Annotated in this window: 15 protein-coding genes and 1 riboswitch; of the genes, 14 read left to right on the top strand and 1 reads right to left on the bottom strand. The window is 70.5% G+C overall.

Annotated elements, in window-relative coordinates; translation table 11 throughout:
• The first annotated feature begins 7 nt into the window (after positions 1-7).
• Positions 8-292: a hypothetical protein gene (locus AC07NS_RS02290; protein ID WP_494601140.1), complete on the top strand. Its 285-nt coding sequence runs from the start codon at positions 8-10 to the stop codon at positions 290-292.
• Positions 293-415: 123 nt separating this feature from the next.
• On the opposite strand, the gene metE is transcribed toward AC07NS_RS02290, so the two are convergent.
• Entirely contained in the window at positions 416-2,740 is a 2,325-nt protein-coding gene (gene metE, locus AC07NS_RS02285) for a 5-methyltetrahydropteroyltriglutamate--homocysteine S-methyltransferase (protein ID WP_494601139.1), read from the bottom strand.
• Between the two features lie 114 nt (positions 2,741-2,854).
• Positions 2,855-3,069, bottom strand: a riboswitch (cobalamin riboswitch).
• A 157-nt stretch (positions 3,070-3,226) separates the two neighbouring features.
• Between metE and AC07NS_RS02280 the strand changes: the two genes are divergently transcribed.
• From AC07NS_RS02280 to AC07NS_RS02220, 13 genes are all read left to right on the top strand, one after another.
• The gene (locus AC07NS_RS02280; RefSeq protein WP_058349335.1) at positions 3,227-3,544 is read left to right on the top strand and encodes a PepSY domain-containing protein; all 318 of its coding nucleotides are present in this window, start codon (positions 3,227-3,229) and stop codon (positions 3,542-3,544) included.
• A 126-nt stretch (positions 3,545-3,670) separates the two neighbouring features.
• Entirely contained in the window at positions 3,671-4,348 is a 678-nt protein-coding gene (locus AC07NS_RS02275; RefSeq protein WP_487287973.1) for a response regulator transcription factor, read from the top strand.
• A gap of 22 nt (positions 4,349-4,370) precedes the next feature.
• Positions 4,371-5,762 (top strand): sensor histidine kinase, encoded by a 1,392-nt coding sequence (locus AC07NS_RS02270; RefSeq protein ID WP_494601138.1) that lies wholly within the window; start codon positions 4,371-4,373, stop codon positions 5,760-5,762.
• 173 nt (positions 5,763-5,935) lie between these two features.
• A complete protein-coding gene (locus tag AC07NS_RS02265; RefSeq protein WP_494601137.1) occupies positions 5,936-7,270 on the top strand; it encodes a hypothetical protein in 1,335 nt (444 codons plus the stop codon).
• A gap of 339 nt (positions 7,271-7,609) precedes the next feature.
• Entirely contained in the window at positions 7,610-8,728 is a 1,119-nt protein-coding gene (gene ccmI, locus AC07NS_RS02260) for a c-type cytochrome biogenesis protein CcmI (RefSeq protein ID WP_494601135.1), read from the top strand.
• A complete protein-coding gene (gene ccmE / locus AC07NS_RS02255; RefSeq protein WP_494601133.1) occupies positions 8,725-9,219 on the top strand; it encodes a cytochrome c maturation protein CcmE in 495 nt (164 codons plus the stop codon). Before ccmI ends, ccmE begins: the two co-directional genes overlap by 4 nt.
• Entirely contained in the window at positions 9,216-11,198 is a 1,983-nt protein-coding gene (locus AC07NS_RS02250; RefSeq protein ID WP_494601132.1) for a heme lyase CcmF/NrfE family subunit, read from the top strand. Before ccmE ends, AC07NS_RS02250 begins: the two co-directional genes overlap by 4 nt.
• A complete protein-coding gene (locus tag AC07NS_RS02245; protein WP_494601849.1) occupies positions 11,198-11,659 on the top strand; it encodes a cytochrome c-type biogenesis protein in 462 nt (153 codons plus the stop codon). Before AC07NS_RS02250 ends, AC07NS_RS02245 begins: the two co-directional genes overlap by 1 nt.
• Positions 11,660-11,805: 146 nt before the next feature.
• On the top strand, positions 11,806-13,383 hold the full coding sequence (locus AC07NS_RS02240) for a Do family serine endopeptidase (RefSeq protein ID WP_487287980.1): 1,578 nt from the start codon (positions 11,806-11,808) through the stop codon (positions 13,381-13,383).
• A 191-nt stretch (positions 13,384-13,574) separates the two neighbouring features.
• A complete protein-coding gene (locus AC07NS_RS02235; RefSeq protein WP_110120734.1) occupies positions 13,575-14,246 on the top strand; it encodes a response regulator transcription factor in 672 nt (223 codons plus the stop codon).
• Between the two features lie 33 nt (positions 14,247-14,279).
• Positions 14,280-14,504, top strand: a complete 225-nt coding sequence (locus tag AC07NS_RS02230; RefSeq protein WP_494601131.1) for a hypothetical protein — start codon at positions 14,280-14,282, stop codon at positions 14,502-14,504.
• An 8-nt stretch (positions 14,505-14,512) separates the two neighbouring features.
• The gene (locus AC07NS_RS02225) at positions 14,513-14,827 is read left to right on the top strand and encodes a type II toxin-antitoxin system RelE/ParE family toxin (protein WP_494601130.1); all 315 of its coding nucleotides are present in this window, start codon (positions 14,513-14,515) and stop codon (positions 14,825-14,827) included.
• 4 nt (positions 14,828-14,831) lie between these two features.
• On the top strand, positions 14,832-16,238 hold the full coding sequence (locus tag AC07NS_RS02220) for a sensor histidine kinase (protein WP_494601128.1): 1,407 nt from the start codon (positions 14,832-14,834) through the stop codon (positions 16,236-16,238).
• Positions 16,239-16,593: the final 355 nt, after the last annotated feature.

The following is a 16,593-nucleotide window of genomic DNA, read 5'->3' as shown; positions in this document are numbered from 1 at the left end:
GGTGGAGGTGCGGCTCGATCTGCCCGCCGACGCGATCGCGGTGCTGACGCAGGTCGAAGGCTGGCGGATCGCCCGCGCCGACATCGAGCGCGAGATGCTGTTCCTGCGGCGCGAGCAACCCCTGACCAACCGCGCCCTGCGGCTGATGTTCCGCGAGGCGCTGGTGCTGGCGCACCGTCACGACGGGCGGCTGCACTCTTGGCTGCACGCGCCGGGCCTGACGGAGGGGGAGGCGACGCCGCGCGGTCCTTCTCCCCTTGCGGGAGAAGGTGGCGGCGAAGCCGACGGATGAGGGGTTTCTCAGATTTTGGACGCCGCGACAGCTGATCGGCTGTCGCGGCGTTTTGCGTTTGAGAGACCCCTCACCCTCCCATGCTGCGCATGGACCCCTCCCTCTCCCGCAAGGGGAGAGGGATCAGAGTTGCGCCCGCGCCGCCTTGGCCGCCGCGACCATGTTGGCCAGGGCCGGTTCCACTTCCTCCCAGCGACGGGTCTTCAGGCCGCAGTCGGGGTTGACCCAGAGCTGCGACGACGAGAGCCGCTGGCCGGCTTTTTCGAGGAGGTCGAGCATCTCGGGCGCGCCCGGGCTGCGGGGGGCGTGGATGTCGTAGACGCCGGGGCCGATCTGGGCCGGGTAGGCGTAGGCCTCGAAGGCGTCGAGCAGTTCCATCTTCGAGCGGGCGGTCTCGATGGAGATGACGTCGGCGTCCATGGCGCCGATGGCGGCGATGATGTCGTTGAACTCCGAATAGCACATGTGGGTGTGGACCTGGGTCTCGGGACGCACGCCCGAGGCGGCGATGCGGAAGGCCTCGACGGCCCAGGCCAGATAGCCGTCCCAGTCGCCGCGGCGCAGGGGCAAGCCCTCGCGCAGGGCGGCCTCGTCGATCTGGATGATCTTCGCGCCGGCGGCTTCGAGGTCGACGACCTCGTCGCGGACGGCCAGAGCAATCTGACGGCAGGTCTCAGAGCGGGGGATGTCGTCGCGGACGAACGACCATTGCAGGATGGTGACCGGGCCGGTCAGCATGCCCTTCATCGGCCGGGCGGTGAGGGATTGGGCGTAGGCCCACCACTCGACCGTCATGGGCGCGGGGCGCGAGACGTCGCCGTAGAGGATCGGCGGGCGCACGCAGCGCGAGCCGTAGGACTGCACCCAGGCGTGCTTGGTGAAAGTGAAGCCGGTCAGGCGCTCGCCGAAATACTGCACCATGTCGTTGCGCTCGAACTCGCCGTGGACCAGCACGTCGAGGCCGATCTCCTGCTGCCAGGCCACCGCGCGGGCGGTCTCGGCGCGCAGGAAGGCCTGGTAGTCGGCGTCGGGCAGCTGGCCCTTGGCGTGGGCCGCGCGGGCCGCTCGGACGGCGGCGGTCTGGGGGAACGAGCCGATGGTGGTGGTCGGCAGGGGCGGCAGGGAGAGCCTGGCCTGCTGCAGGGCGATGCGCTCGGCGAAGGGCGTGGCGCGGGCGGCGTCGGCCGGGGTGAGGGCGCTGGCGCGGGCCTGGACGGCGGCGTCGTGGATCAGCGGCGAGGTGCGGCGCGAGGCGACGGCGGCGCTGGCGGCGGCGAGTTCAGCTCGGACGGCGGCGCGGCCGTGGTTCAGGGCCTTGGCGAGGATCGCCAACTCCTCCAGCTTCTGGACGGCGAAGGCCAGCCACTGGCTGACTTGCGGGTCGAGGCCGGTCTCGATCGAGAGGTCGAGCGGGGTGTGCAGCAGCGAGCAGGACGGGGCCAGGATCACGCGGTCGGGGCCACGGGCGGAGACGACGGGCTCGACGCGGTCGAGGATGGCCTCGAGGTCGGCGCGCCAGACGTTGCGGCCGTCGACGACGCCGAGCGACAGGACGAGGCTGTCGCGGGCCAGGGCGAGGACGGCGTCCAGGTCGCCGGGCGCGCGGACCAGATCCAGGTGCAGCCCCTCGACCGGCAGGTTGGCGGCGGTGGCGAGATTGTCGCCGTAGGTCCCGAAATAGCTGGCGAGAAGAATGCTGATGCGCGGGGCGGCGTGGGCCAGGGCGCCGTAGGCGCGGCGGATCTCGGCGCGCTCGAAGTCGGTGAGGTCGAGGGCCAGGCAGGGCTCGTCGATCTGCACCCAGTCGGCGCCGGCGGCGGCCAGGCGCTGGAGCAGCTCGGCGTAGACCGGCAGCAGGGCCGACAGCAGCGACAGCGGCTGGAAGTGGCGGTCTTTCGTCTTGGCGAGCTTCAGGAAGGTGACGGGGCCGAGGATGACCGGGCGGGTGTGGATTCCCTGCGCCTTGGCCTCGAGGAACTGGTCGACGACCTTTGTGGAGGTCAGGGCGAAGGCCTGGCCGGGGGCGAGTTCAGGCGCGAGGTAGTGGTAGTTGGTGTCGAACCACTTGGTCATCTCGAGCGCCGGCAGGCCGGTTCCAACGTCGTGCGAGCAGCCGTGGTCGCAGGTCTCGCGCCCTTGCGTACCGCGCGCCATGGCGAAGTAGAGCGGCAGGTCCACGGGGCCGCCGGTCCAGCCGTAGGCGGCCGGGATCGCGCCGACCATGACGGCGGTGTCGAGCACGTGGTCGTAGAGCGAGAAGTCGCCGCTGGGGACGTGGTCGACGCCGAGATCGGCCTGGCGGCGCCAGGCGAGAGCGCGCAGGGCGGCGGCTTCGGTCTCCAGCCCCTCGGCGTCTAGGCGGCCGGCCCAGTGGGCTTCGAGGGCGGTCTTCAGGCGGCGCTGCGGGCCGATGCGGGGAAAGCCGAGGGCGGCGACGGTGACGGTCATTTACTAGCCTCTGTCTCGATGGTGACGGAGGCTGGACGGGGCGCAGGCACGGGCGCGCGAACGGGCTGGCCGACCCGCGCCTGGAGCTAGCGACCAGACCGGGCACCCCGCCGGAGGACGTTATCTGTCGAGGCAGGTCTCCTGGCTCGCGGGTCGACGCCGCCGTCCTGGCCTTCCCGATGCGCCACCGAGTCGAGTTCGGCGCATCAGTGACACGTATCGGACGGCCGCTCGCCGCTTACAGTTGCGGGGGCAGCGCCGGTTTCACACCGGCTTCCCTCTTAGCTTTGGACGCAAAACGTCCGCAGACCACGACCCGCTTATCAAGCCTGGGTCGGCCGGTACTGTCAACAAGAACATAAAGATATCTTTATGTGATCTCCGATTGTGGGCGCGGCGGGGCTTGGACCGTGACAGGACGTCGCACACCGTTCATAAACCCCGCGTTCAGTCTCCATTCAGCCGTGCTCCTCTAAACCGGACGACATGAAGCCGATCCGCGCCATACTCGCCGCAGCCGCCATCGTCGCCGCCCTCCCGGGCGCGGCTCTGGCCCAGCGCGGCCCGGACTCGCTGGGCGCCGACTGGCGCGCCCGGCAGGACCAGGCGCGTGGCGGCGTGCAGTCGGGCCGCCTGGTGCCGCTGAGCGCGGTCATCGACAACATCGCCCGCCGCACCCCCGGCCGTCTGCTCGACGCAGGCCTGGAGGGGCGCAACTACCGCATCCGCTGGGCGACCACGGACGGTCGCCGCATCGACTTCATCGTCGACGCCGAGAGCGGCCGCATCCTCAGCGGCGGGTAGGGCGTGACCGCTGAGACCATGAGCGATTTCGGCGTCCGTCACGCTCTACCTTTTGCTTGCGAGCCTGTTTATCCGGTTCGGACGGGACAGTCCGAACCGGACAGGCTCTAGGGAGTTCCCCGACACATGCGCATCCTGCTCGTCGAAGACGATCCCGACCTGTCGCGCCAGCTGAAGCTGGCCCTCTCCGACGCGGGCTACGCCGTCGACCACGCCGCCGACGGCGAGGAGGCCCAGTTCCTGGGCGAGACCGAGCCCTATGACGCCGTGATCCTGGACCTTGGCCTGCCCAAGGTGGACGGGGTGTCGGTGCTGGAGCGCTGGCGGCGCGGCAATGTCGCAACGCCCGTGCTGATCCTGACCGCCCGGGGCGCCTGGAGCGAGAAGGTCGCCGGCTTCGACGCCGGGGCCGACGACTATCTGACCAAGCCCTTCCACACCGAAGAGCTGCTGGCGCGCCTGCGGGCGCTGCTGCGGCGCTCGGCCGGCCACGCCGCGCCGAGCCTGACCTGCGGCGGCCTGCGCCTGGACCCGCGCGCGGCGCGGGCCAGCGTCAACGGCGAGCCGCTGCGTCTGACCTCGCTGGAATACCGCCTGCTGCACTACATGATGATGCACCAGGGCCGGGTGATCGGCCGCACCGAGCTGGTCGAGCACCTGTACGACCAGGACTTCGACCGCGACAGCAACACCATCGAGGTGTTCATCGGCCGGCTGCGCAAGAAGCTGGGCGCCGACCGCATCGAGACGGTGCGAGGCCTCGGCTACCGCCTGATCCCGCTGGAAGGCGAGACGGCGGGGTGACCGCGCGCGGGGGCGAGGCTTGATGCTCGACTTCCGCAAGCGCTCGCTCGTCCGGCGGCTGGTGCTGCTGGCGGCGATCTGGACGCTGTTCGTGCTGTTGGCGGCCGGGGCCTTCCTGACCGCCCAGTTCCGCGACGCCGCCATCCGCCGCTTCGACCAGTCGCTGGCGGTGCTGACCGACGACCTCTATGCCGGCTCGACGGTGGAGGACGGGGTGGTCAAGGCGCCGTTCCTGACCGACATCCGCGCCACCCGGGCCTATTCCGGCCGCTACTGGGCGATCTTCGCCCAGAAGAGCGGCGGCGGGCTTTCGGCGATCGAGCGTTCGCGCTCGCTGTTCGACAGCGACCTGATGCTGTCCACCGCCCAGATCGACCGGCTGACCGCCGATCCCGGCAAGACCCTCTACTTCGACATGCGCGGGCCGCAGGACAAGCCGCTGCGGGCGGCGGCGATCCTGACGCGGCTGCCGGGGCATCCCGATCCGGTGGTGTTCATCGCCGCCGAGGACCGCTCGCCCATCGACGACGACGCCGACCGCTTCGGCAGGATCACCGCCTTCGCGCTGCTGCTGCTGGGCGTGGGCCTGATCGTGGCCATCGTCTTCCAGGTGCGCTTTGGCCTGCAGCCGATCTTCCGCCTGCGTCGCGAGATCGCGGGGGTGCGCAGCGGCAAAGCCGAAAGGCTGGTCGGACCCTATCCGGAGGAGCTGGAGCCGCTGGCCGGCGAGCTGAACGGCCTCTTGGCGCACAACCAGGAAGTCGTCGAGCGCCAGCGCACCCACGTCGGCAATCTGGCCCACGCCCTGAAGACGCCGCTGTCGGTGATGCTGACCGAGGCCAGCCAGCAGGGCGGGGCGCTGGCGGAAGTCGTCGAGCGCCAGGCCCAGACCATGCGCGAGCAGGTCGACCACCACCTGCGCCGGGCGCGGGCGGCGGCGCGCTCGCAGACCAGCGGCGAGCGCACGCCGGTGGAGCCGATCCTCGACGAACTGGCCGTGACTCTGGAGCGGATCTTCCAGGACAAGAACGACGGGCGGGGCGTGGAGATCGACTGGCGCTGTCCGGAGGACCTGTGCTTCCAGGGCGAGCGGCAGGACTTCATGGAGCTGGCCGGCAACGTCATGGAGAACGCCGGCAAGTGGTCGAAGGCCCGCATCCGCGCCGAGGCCAAGGCGGACGGCGAGGGCCGCATGCTGCTGACCGTCGACGACGACGGTCCGGGCATTCCGGCCGAGCAGCGGGCCCAGGCGCTGAAGCGCGGCCAGCGGATGGACGAGCACACGCCGGGCACCGGGCTTGGCCTGTCGATCGTCGACGAACTGGCGCGGGCCTATGGCGGCTCGGTGACCCTGGACGATTCGCCGCTCGGCGGCCTGCGGGTGGTGCTGTCGCTGCCGCGCGCGGAGGGTTAACGCTACCGCGCGCCACTCTGGCGATAGCGTGCTGTCGTCAAGGTGGAGCTTTCGGCGCCGCGACACTTCGCCTTGCCTTGCGGCGTTGAAAAAGCAGCGGTTTCGGAAAGTCTTAACCTCGTTGGCAACATGGTTGACGCTGCCTGGACATGTACCGTCCCCGGCGGAGATCGATGCCCGCAATCGCCGCGCACAAACTGCAGATCATCCGGACGCTGGTCGAGACCGCGCCCGATGCGGCTCTGCGCAGTCTCGAGCTCGCCCTGGCCAACGCCGGCGGGCAGGGGGCGCTGGCGACCGTGCGGGCCATGGTCGAGGATGAGACCGCCGATCGCTACGTCCGCAACACCATCCTTTCCCCCATCGCGCCGCTGTGCCAGCCGCGCGCCGAGGACCTGCCGCAGTTCCCGCGCCGGGCGCTGGCCCTGCTGTGGAAGGCGCTGAAGGTCGAGGCCCCGCGCCAGGTCGCCGAGGGCGCGGCGCGCTGCAATCCCTGGGATCTCGACAACGGCGCGCCCGACGTCTTCAACGAGCTGTGCAAGATCGCCGCCCGCGGCCTGCGCGCGGCCGAGCGGCCCGAATACATCGCCATCGCCCAGATCTGCGACGCCGACGAACTGGCCGACTATCTCGACCTGTCGGTGATCGTCCGCAACGCCCTGCCGCGGCTGTCGGAATGGGTCAGCCGGATGAGCGGCGAGCGCGCGGCGGCCGCGCGCCTGGCCTATCGCGACGCCTGCGCGATCAGCGACGACGCCGGTCCGCGGATGTTCGAGATGCTGGCGGCCCACCTGCCCGAGCCCTGGCGGATCCTGCGGGTGATCTCGGCGGTGATGGACCGTCCCAACGACCGCTATCTGGCCTCGTCGGAGGTCAAGGAATTCGGCGAGCGGATGCTGGCCGACATCGAGGCCAGCATCGAGCACGTGCGCGGTTTCGACCTGGACGGCGGCGAGGCCTCGGGTCGCTCGGCGGCGGCCTCGGCCCAGCGCATCGCCCACCAGCTGACCGAGTTCGAGCAGGCGGTGGACGTGGCCAAGGACGGCCCGTGGGGCAAGCGCCTGGCCAAGTTCAAGCAGGCCGCGGCCCAGGCGGCCGAGACGCGGATGAACGCCGCCGACAAGGAGCTGGGCCTGGCCCTGCCGCTGCGGCCGATCTCGATGATGGGCAAGATGGGCGGCGGCAAGGGCGTGCCGAAGCTGGAGGAAGCCCCGGACGCGATCCTGGTGCGCCGCGCGACCTCGGCCCTGGCGTTCATCGAGGACCTGCGTCCCTGCGCGGCCCAGGCCGGCTACGGCTCGACCCGCGCCAAGGTGCTGGAGAAGCTGAACCAGCGGCTGGACCAGTACATCGAGGACAGCCTGCACGTGGCCCGCACCGGCGAGGGCGGCGACCCGCAGGTGGCCCGCGCCTATCTCGAGATCGCCGCGGCCTACATCGCCCACACCCGCGACGAGAAGACCGCCGAGATCGTCCGCCGACGGGCCGTGGCGGCGATGGCGGCTTAGGCGCGCACAGCGTCTTCACGGCTCTTGGGACGGTGGGATCCACCGTTTTAAGCCCTCGGCTTGGACACCCCTCCGGTCGCCTTCCTGGGCCTTGTGCCCAGGATCCATCGTTCAGCCGCTCAGACCTTTCGAGGCTGGTCGAGGTCTGAGCGATCGCCGGCATGGGCCCTCGCCAGAAGGGCGAGGGAGGCAGCTTTGGGGGGACTGGTCAGATCCTAGGCCTCTGAGGTCGAGCCAGGACTCGGCGGGCGCTGCGGCGCAATCTGGGCCTTACGTGTTTTTTTCACTGACGCGCGGATCGATCTGCGGCTAACAGCGAACCATGATCGGTTTCTGGCCATGATATTTTTTTGGATTGGCGCCGCGGGTCTGTCCGCCGCCGCCGCCGCCCTGGTGCTGCGGGGCGCCGCGCACGGGCTCGCGCCCGTTGGCGACGACCCGGCCCTGGCCGTCCATCGCCGGCAGCTTTCCGAGATCGACGACCTGGCCGAGCGCGGCCTGCTGGCGGAGGGCGAGCTGAAGGCCGCCCGCGCCGAGGCCGGCCGTCGGCTGCTGGCCGCCGCCGACCAGGGCGCGGCCGACTGGCCCCAGGACGGGAAAGGTCCGCGCCGCGCGGTGGTGGCCGTGGCCGCGCTCGCGGCGCTGTCGGCCGTGGTGGTCTACGTGGTGGTGGGCGCGCCGGGCGCGGCCGATCAGCCCTTCGCCCGCCGGGTGGCCGAGTGGAAGTCGAGCGATCCGTCGATGCTGGACCCGCCGCGCATCGCCGCGGTGCTGGAGCAGGCGGCCAAGACCCGGCCCAACGATCCCGAGCTCTATCGCAACCTCGCCCTGGTGCGCATCGCCGGCGGCGACGCCGTGGGCGCGGGCGAGGCCCTGCGCCGCGCCGTGCGCCTGGCCCCGCAGCGCGCCGACCTGTGGACGGCGCTGGGCGAGACCTTCGTGGCCGGCGACAACGGCCAGGTCGGCCCCGACGCTCGCATGGCCTTCGCCGAGGCCCTGAAGCGCGACCCCGCCGACCTTTCCGCCCGCTATCACCTGTCCAAGGCCCTGATCGCCGACGGCAAGCTGGACGAGGGCCTGGCCGGCTGGCGCGCCCTGCTGGCCTCGCTGCCGCCGGCCGACGAGCGCCGCGCGATCCTGGCCGGCGAGATCGACCGCACGGCCAAGGCCGGCCGGCTGGTCGAACCGAATTCGCAGGCCGCCCAGGCTGCCGCCGATGGCGGCGTCACGCCCGAGATGATCCAGGGCATGGTCGACAGTCTGGCCGCCAAGCTGGCCGCCGATCCCGACAACGCCGACGGCTGGGTGCGGCTGGTCCGCGCCTATGGCGTGCTGGGCGACACGGCTCGTCGTGACGCGGCCCTGAAGACCGCGACCGAGCGCTTCAAGGACCAGCCGCGCGTGCTGGCCGCCCTGCGCCAGGCCGCTGACACGCCGCCCGCTTCGAGCCCCCGATGAGCTTCCTGCCCAAGTCCCGCAAGGTGCGCCGACGCCTGACCATCCTGCTAGCGATCGCGCCGGTCGCCGCCCTGGCGGCGGGCCTGGCGCTGTACGGCATGCGGGACTCGATCTCGCTGTTCTACACCCCGGCCCAGGCCCAGGAGGCCCACGTGCCGGCCGGCCGCAAGGTGCAGCTGGGCGGGCTGGTCCAGGCCGGCAGCGTGGTCAAGCACCCAAACGGCCTGGTGGAGTTCGTCGTCGCCGACCAGAAGGCGACCAGCAAGGTGCGCTACCAGGGCGACCTGCCCGACCTGTTCCGCGAGGGGCAGGGGATCGTCGCCTCCGGATCGTTCGACGAAAGCGGCGTGTTCGTCGCCAAGCAGGTGCTGGCCAAGCACGACGAGCGCTACATGCCGCGCGAGGTGGCCAAGGCCATCAAGGAGCAAGGCGAGTGGCGCGGCGAGGGGGCTCCCCCGCCGTCCTACGGTGAGGGAAAGACCGCCAGATGATCGTCGAGTTCGGCGCGTTCGCCCTGGTCCTGGCCCTGGTGCTGTCGGTCGCCCAGAGCGGTCTTTCCGCCGCCGGGGCGCTGAGGCGGTCGGGCGCGCTGGCGGGGGCGGGACGCGGCGCGGCCGTGGCGACCTTCGCGGCCCTGGTGTGCGCCTTCGCCGCCCTGATCCACGCCTTCGTGACCTCCGACTTCTCGGTGGCCAATGTGGCGGCCAACTCCCACACCGCCAAGCCGCTGCTCTACAAGGTGGCCGGCGCCTGGGGCAGCCACGAGGGCTCGATGCTGCTGTGGTGCCTCGTCTTGACCGGCTACGGCGCGGCCATGGCGGTGTTCGGCGAGCGCCTGCCGCCGCGCCTGCGGGCCTGGGCCATCGCCGTGCAGGGCGCGCTGGGCGTGCTGTTCCTGGCCTACACCGTCTTCGCCTCGAACCCGATGACCCGCCTGCCGGACCCGCCGGTGGAGGGCCGCTCGCTCAATCCGCTGCTGCAGGACTGGGCGCTCGCCGTGCATCCGCCGTTCCTTTATTCGGGCTATGTCGGCTTTTCGGTGGTGTTCTCGCTGGCGATCGCCGCCCTGATCGAGGGCAAGGTCGACGCGGCCTTCGCCCGCTGGGTGCGGCCCTGGACCCTGGCGGCGTGGAGCCTGCTGACCGTCGGCATCACGCTCGGCGCCTTCTGGGCCTATTACGAGCTGGGCTGGGGGGGCTGGTGGTTCTGGGACCCGGTCGAGAACGCCAGCTTCATGCCCTGGTTGATCGGCGCCGCCCTGCTGCACTCGGCCATCGTGCTGGAAAAGCGCGGCGCCCTGCCGGGCTGGACCGTGTTCCTGGCCCTGGCGGCCTTCGGTTTCTCGATGCTGGGGGCGTTCCTGGTGCGCTCGGGCGTGCTGACCAGCGTCCACGCCTTCGCCGTCGATCCAACGCGGGGCGTGCTGCTGCTGTCGATCATGGGGATCGCGGCCGGCTTCGGCTTCGTACTGTTCGCCATCCGCGCGCCCAGCCTGAACGCCGGCGGCCTGTTCGCGCCGGTCAGCCGCGAGAGCGCAATCGTGCTCAACAACATCATCCTGTCGGCGGCGACGGCGACGGTGCTGCTGGGCACCCTCTATCCGCTGATCCGCGAGGCCCTGGACGGCGAGGCCGTCTCGGTCGGGCCGCCGTTCTTCAACCTGACCTTCACGCCGCTGCTGGTGCTGGCCCTGGCCATCCTGCCGGCCGGGCCGCTGCTGGCCTGGAAGCGCGGCGACGCGCGGCTGGTGGTGCGGCGGCTGTGGCTGGCGCTGGTCATCGCCGCGGTGCTGGGCCTGGTCGCCTACGCCCTGGTCACCCCGCGCAAGGCGCTGGCGAGCCTGGGCCTGGTGCTGGGCTTCTGGCTGATCGGCGGCGCCGTGGCCGAGCTGGCCGAGCGGGTGAAGGCCTTCCGCGCCCCCTGGGCCGAGGTGCGCCGGCGCCTCTCGGGCCTGCCGCGTGGGGCCTGGGGCATGACCATCGCCCATGCCGGCCTTGGCCTCTTCGTGCTGGGCGCCAGCTTCGAGACCGCCTGGCGGGTCGAGAGCGCCCAGGCCCTGGGCGTCGGCGGCAAGATCGAGCTGGGCGCCTATGTGCTGACCCTGACCGACGTCGGCACGCTGGACGGTCCCAACTACCTGGCCGAACGCGGCGTGGTGCGGATCGAGAAGAAGGCGGGCGGTTTCGTCTGCACGGCCGAGCCCGAGCGGCGGTTCTTCCCGGTCGGCGGCCAGACGACCTCGGAGGTGGCCCTGTGCCCGCGCGGTCTGGACGACCTCTATGTGGTCATCGGCGAGCGCCGGGCCGGACCCGCGGGCGAACCGGCCTGGCTGGTGCGGGCCTACGTCAATCCGTGGGTGCGGCTGATCTTCCTGGGCCCGCTGATCATGGCCCTGGGCGGGGCGGTGTCGCTGTCGGACCGTCGGCTGCGGATCGGCGTTGGGCGGAAAGCCAAGGGAGCGCAGGCGTGATCGGCCGGATCAGGATCGCGCTTGTCGCGATGGCCGCCGTCGCCTGCATGGCCGCGGCCTCCGACCCGTCCGAGCGGCTGGCCGATCCGGGGCAGGAGGCCAGGGCGCGCGAAATCTTCAAGCAGGTGCGGTGCCTGGTCTGCCAGAACGAGTCGATCGACGATTCCGAGGCCGACCTGGCCCGCGACCTGCGCGTGCTGGTGCGCGACCAAGTGAAGCAGGGCCGGAGCGACGGCGAGATCCGCGCGTTCCTGACGGAGCGCTACGGCGAGTTCGTGCTGCTGAAGCCGCCGTTCTCGGCCGGCAACGCCGTGCTGTGGTTGACGCCGCTGGCGGTTCTGCTGGCCGGCGGCGGGCTGATGGTCGCGCTGCTGCGACGCCGGCGGGAGGCGGAGGCGCCGCCCGAGACGCTGTCGGCCGAGGAGGAAGCGCGGCTGCGCGGTCTGCTCGGGAAGGAATGACACGATTGCGCCGCGATGACGCCGCAAGAAGCGCCGCGTGGGTGAAGGAAAGATAATCCTGGAACCGTTGCACGAATTGCTGGTGCGACTAGGTTCTGTTCGACAGAACCCGGCGCAAAGCGCCGTGGGTTGAGGAAAGACGAAAGATGGCTGCTCGGAAGTCAGGATTCATTGTTGGCGCCGTCGCGGGGGCGGGCGTCGCGTGCGCCGCCCTGGCGGGCGTGGGCATGCGGATGGGACCGGCCGGCGCCGCGGAGCAGGAGCCGCAGCTGGTGCGCGCCTCGGCCACCGCCGCTCCGATGTTCGCCCCGCCGCCCGGCGCGCCTCTGTCCTTCGCCGACATCTTCGAGAAGGTCTCGCCGGCCGTCGTGCAGATCGACGTGACCTCCAAGGCCGACCCCAAGGCCCGCCTGCGCATCCCGGGCCTGGAAGGCCTGCCGTTCGACATCGTGCCCAAGGGCCAGAAGCCGGGCGAGGACGGCGACGACGCCGCCCAGGCGCCCAAGCAGCAGTCCTCGGGCTCGGGCTTCTTCATCTCGGCCGACGGCTACATCGTCACCAACAACCACGTGGTGGCCGACGCCGACACCGACGGCATCAACGTCGTCATGAAGGACGGCCGCGAGCTGAAGGCCACCATCGTCGGTCGCGACGAAAGCACCGACCTGGCGGTGATCAAGGTCATCGATCCCAAGGCCAAGGGCGCGGCGTTCCCGTTCGTGAACTTCGAGAACCAGGCCCGTCCGCGGGTCGGCGACTGGGTGATCACCATCGGCAACCCGTTCGGCCTGGGCGGCACCGCCACGGCCGGCATCATCTCGGCCTATGGCCGCGACCTGGGCGACAACTCCTCGCAGTTCGTCGACTACATCCAGATCGACGCCCCCATCAACCGCGGCAACTCGGGCGGTCCGTCGTTCGATATCTACGGCCGGGTGATCGGCGTGAACACGGCGATCTTCTCGCCGACCGGCGGCTCGGTGGGCATCGGCTTCGCGATCCCGGCCGACGTGGCCGAGGCCACCGCCAAGCAGCTGATCAACGGCGGCAAGGTGGTGCGCGGCTATATCGGCGCCCAGATCCAGCCCTTCACCAGCGAGATGGCCGAAGCCCAGGGCCTGGCCGACGTCAAGGGCGCCATCGTCGCCGACCTGGTGCCGGGCGGCCCCGCCCAGCGCGGCGGCCTGATGCCGGAAGACGTGGTCACCTCGGTCAACGGCGTGGCCATCAAGAGCGGTTCGGAACTGACCCGCGAAGTCGCCAAGGCCCGTCCGGGCGAGGTGATCAAGCTGGCCGTCCTGCGCGGCGGCAAGCCCCGCACGGTCGAGATCCGTTCGGGCGTGCGCCCGACCGAGAAGGAACTGGCCGACAACGACAACGAGGACGGCGGCGATCAGGCCGCTCCGGCCAAGCCGGCGGCTCCGAAGGTCGAGGCCCTGGGCATGAGCCTGTCGCCTCTCGATGACGCGGCCCGCAAGGCCAACGGCATCGACACGGCCGTGAAGGGCCTGCTGATCGACAGCGTCAAGGCTTCGTCCGACGCCGGCGAGAAGGGCCTGCGCAAGGGCGACGTGGTGACCAGCGTCAACGGCGAGCCGGTCGCGACCGTCGCCGAGGTCAACGCCGCGGTCGAGGCGGCCAAGAAGCTGCAGCGTCCAAGCGTCAACCTGCGCATCGTCCGCGCCGGCCGCCCGACCATCGTGCCGCTGAAGATCGCGCCGTAAGCGCCTTCTCCAGTGTGAACCGATCGATCCCGCCCCGGCAGATGCTGGGGCGGGATTTTTCGTATGTGACCAAGGTTTAAGGTACGCTCGCGCGTAAAGCCGGTATCAGACCGCTCGCTATCGCTCCGGTCGACAGAATCGGGAGAACGTGGGTTGTTTCTCCATCCGGACGGCGCACGAGGGGTTGGCTGATGCGTATTCTGATCATCGAGGACGATCTGGAGGCCGCCGGCGCCATGTCCCACGGCCTGACCGAGGCCGGCTACCAGTGCGTCCACGCGCCGGACGGCGAGGCGGGCCTGACCGAGGCCGGCAAGGGCGGCTTCGACGTGCTGATCGTCGACCGGATGATGCCCAAGAAGAACGGCGTCGAGGTGGTCTCGACCCTGCGCCGCGAGGGTGATCAGACGCCGGTGTTGTTCCTGTCGGCGCTGGGCGAGGTGGGCGACCGAGTCGATGGCCTGAAGGCCGGCGCCGACGACTACCTGGTCAAGCCCTACGCCTTCCCAGAGCTGATCGCCCGCGTCGAGGCCCTGTCGCGCCGTCGCGAGACGGGCGCGGTGGCCACCACCCTGAAGGTGGGCGAACTCGAGATGAACCTCATCAACCGCACGGTCCATCGCCAGGGCAAGGAGATCGATCTCCAGCCCCGGGAATTCCAGCTGCTGGAGTTCATGATGCGCCACGCCGGCCAGTCGGTGACCCGCACCATGCTGCTGGAGAAGGTGTGGGAATACCACTTCGACCCGCAGACCAACGTCATCGACGTGCACATCTCCCGCCTGCGTTCGAAGATCGACAAGGGGTTCGACCGGGCCATGCTGCAGACCGTGCGCGGGGCGGGCTACCGGCTCGATCCGTAGGCGGCCTGACGGACCCGTGTTAGGCTGAGCGCCATGAACAAGCAGTCCAAGCCCATCGCGGACGACGACGTCGGTGACGGTCTGGGTCCGGCGCCCTCCGAAGAGGAGATGGAGGCTTGGATCGTCCGCAACCGCGACGCCATCAACGAGTCGATCATCGAGGCGGATCGGGAGTTCGCCGAGGGCAAGGCCGAGCCTTGGACCATGGAGGACGTCATGGCTGAGGTTCAGGAAATCCTGCGCAAGGAAGGCCGCTAGCGAGCGACATGGTCGGGGGCAGGATCGAGAGGAGCTCCAGGGCGCGGAGTGATGCGCTGAAGCTGTCTCTTTGGATCACGCGTGAGAGCGGCATCGGGCGCGCTCGGGCGGTTTCCGATCGGCTGGAGGCCGCTTTGGAAATGTTGGCTCGGAGTCCTTTGCTTGGCAGGCCGCGCCCTGACTTCCCGGCGACGCCGCGTTCGTTTTCGGTTCCGCCCTGGGTGATCGTCTACCGGCCGCTGCCCGATCAGGCTGGAATTCTGGTGCTCCGCATCCTCGACAGCCGCCAAGACATCGCCGCCCTGATGGGCAAGAAGAGCTAGACCCATGCGCCTGCCGCGCCTCGTCCGATCCACGCCGTTCCGGCTGACCCTGCTGTTCCTGGCCCTGTTCGCGGCCGCGGCGACGGCCTTCCTCGGCTACATCTACATCGCCACCGCCGGCGAGGTGGACCGTCGCGCCGACGCCGAGATCACCCGCGAGATGGAGAGCCTGGAGGCGGCCTATCGCCAGGGCGGGGTCAACGCCCTGAACCAGACCCTGGTCGAGCGGGCCATCGGCGAGCGGCCGTTCCTCTATTACCTGGCCGACAAGGAAGGCGAGCGGATCACCGGCTCGATCGAGGAGTCGCCGATCGACGACTTCACCGGCACAGGGCCGACCTGGCGCACCTTCACCCTGACCGAGACCGACCTCGACGGCGCCACCGTGCGGCGCTCGGCGCGCGGGGTGCAGGAGCGCCTGAGCGGCGGCGAGATCCTGTTCGTCGGGGCCGACGTCGCCGAGTCCCAGGGCTATGTGATGAAGATCGTCCGGGCCCTGTGGGGCGCGGGGGCGCTGGTCATCATCCTTGGCTTGGCCGGCGGGGTGCTGATCAGCCGCAATGTCAGTCGCAGCATGCAGGGCCTGGTGGACGTCGTGAACGCCGTGCGCTCGGGCGACCTGCACGCCCGCGCCAAGCTGCGCGGCACCCGCGACGAGTATGACGAACTGGCCGAGGGCCTGAACGACATGCTCGACCGCATCGAGCGGCTGATGGGCGGTCTGCGCCACGCCGGCGACGCCATCGCCCACGACCTGCGCTCGCCCCTGACCCGCCTGCGCGCCCGCATGGAGGTGGCCCTGATCGACGCCGAGAACGGCAAGGGCGATCCGGTGGCGGCGCTGGAGACGGCGCTGATGGACGCCGACGGCGTGCTCAAGACCTTCAACGCCGTGCTGGCCATCGCCCGCCTGCAGGCCGCCGGCCAGGCCCCCGACCAGAAGCCCTTCGACGCCAGCGAACTGGCGACCGACATGTCCGAGCTCTACGAACTGTCGTGCGAGGACAAGGGCCTGGACTTCAAGGCCGAGGTGACGCCGGCCCTGTCCCTGCGCGGCAATCGCGAGTTCATCGCCCAGGCCCTGGCCAACCTGCTCGACAACGCCATCAAGTACACGCCGGAAGGCGGGGCGATCATGATGCGCCTGCGCCGGCGCTCGTCGGGCGAGCTGGAGTTCTCGGTCACCGACACCGGCCCCGGCGTGCCCGAAGCCGACCGCGCCCGCGTGGTCCAGCGCTTCGTGCGGCTGGAAAACAGCCGCAGCGAACCGGGGGCGGGCCTGGGGCTGTCGCTGGTGCAGGCGGTGGCCGCCTCGCACGGCGGGCGGCTGGAACTGGCCGAGGGACCGGGCGAATACAACGGCATGGGTCCCGGCCTGCGGGTGGCCTTGGTGCTGCCGCGGGTGGAGTAGGGGGCTTCGAAAACCCTCTCTCTTTGAGAGAGGGAGGGGCCCACGCGAAGCGTGGGAGGTGAGAGGTTATAATCTCTCCGAATGGCGCGCGGCGGTTCGGGCAGCGCCCTTTAGCTCTCATGACCAAGGCGGTGAGAAGGCCCAGATGCTTGGCGGCCGCTATACTGTCCCTCCAAGTTCTGACGGTCGTCGGAACGGTGAGGGATTTCCCCGCCAGCGGTGAAACCTCTCACCCTCCCACCGCTACGCGGCGGGCCCCTCCCTCTCTCTATGAGAGAGGGGTTCTCGTACGCCAGCCCTTCCGCCCCCGACGTCGAAGCGCGTTCGTCCCAGGCCTCGCCGGATATGTTCAAGC

It is taken from the genome of Caulobacter sp. GW821-FHT10A10, from assembly GCF_059415745.1.
The sequence above is the reverse complement of the archived record's forward strand: the minus strand, read 5'-3'. Positions and strand labels throughout refer to the sequence as shown.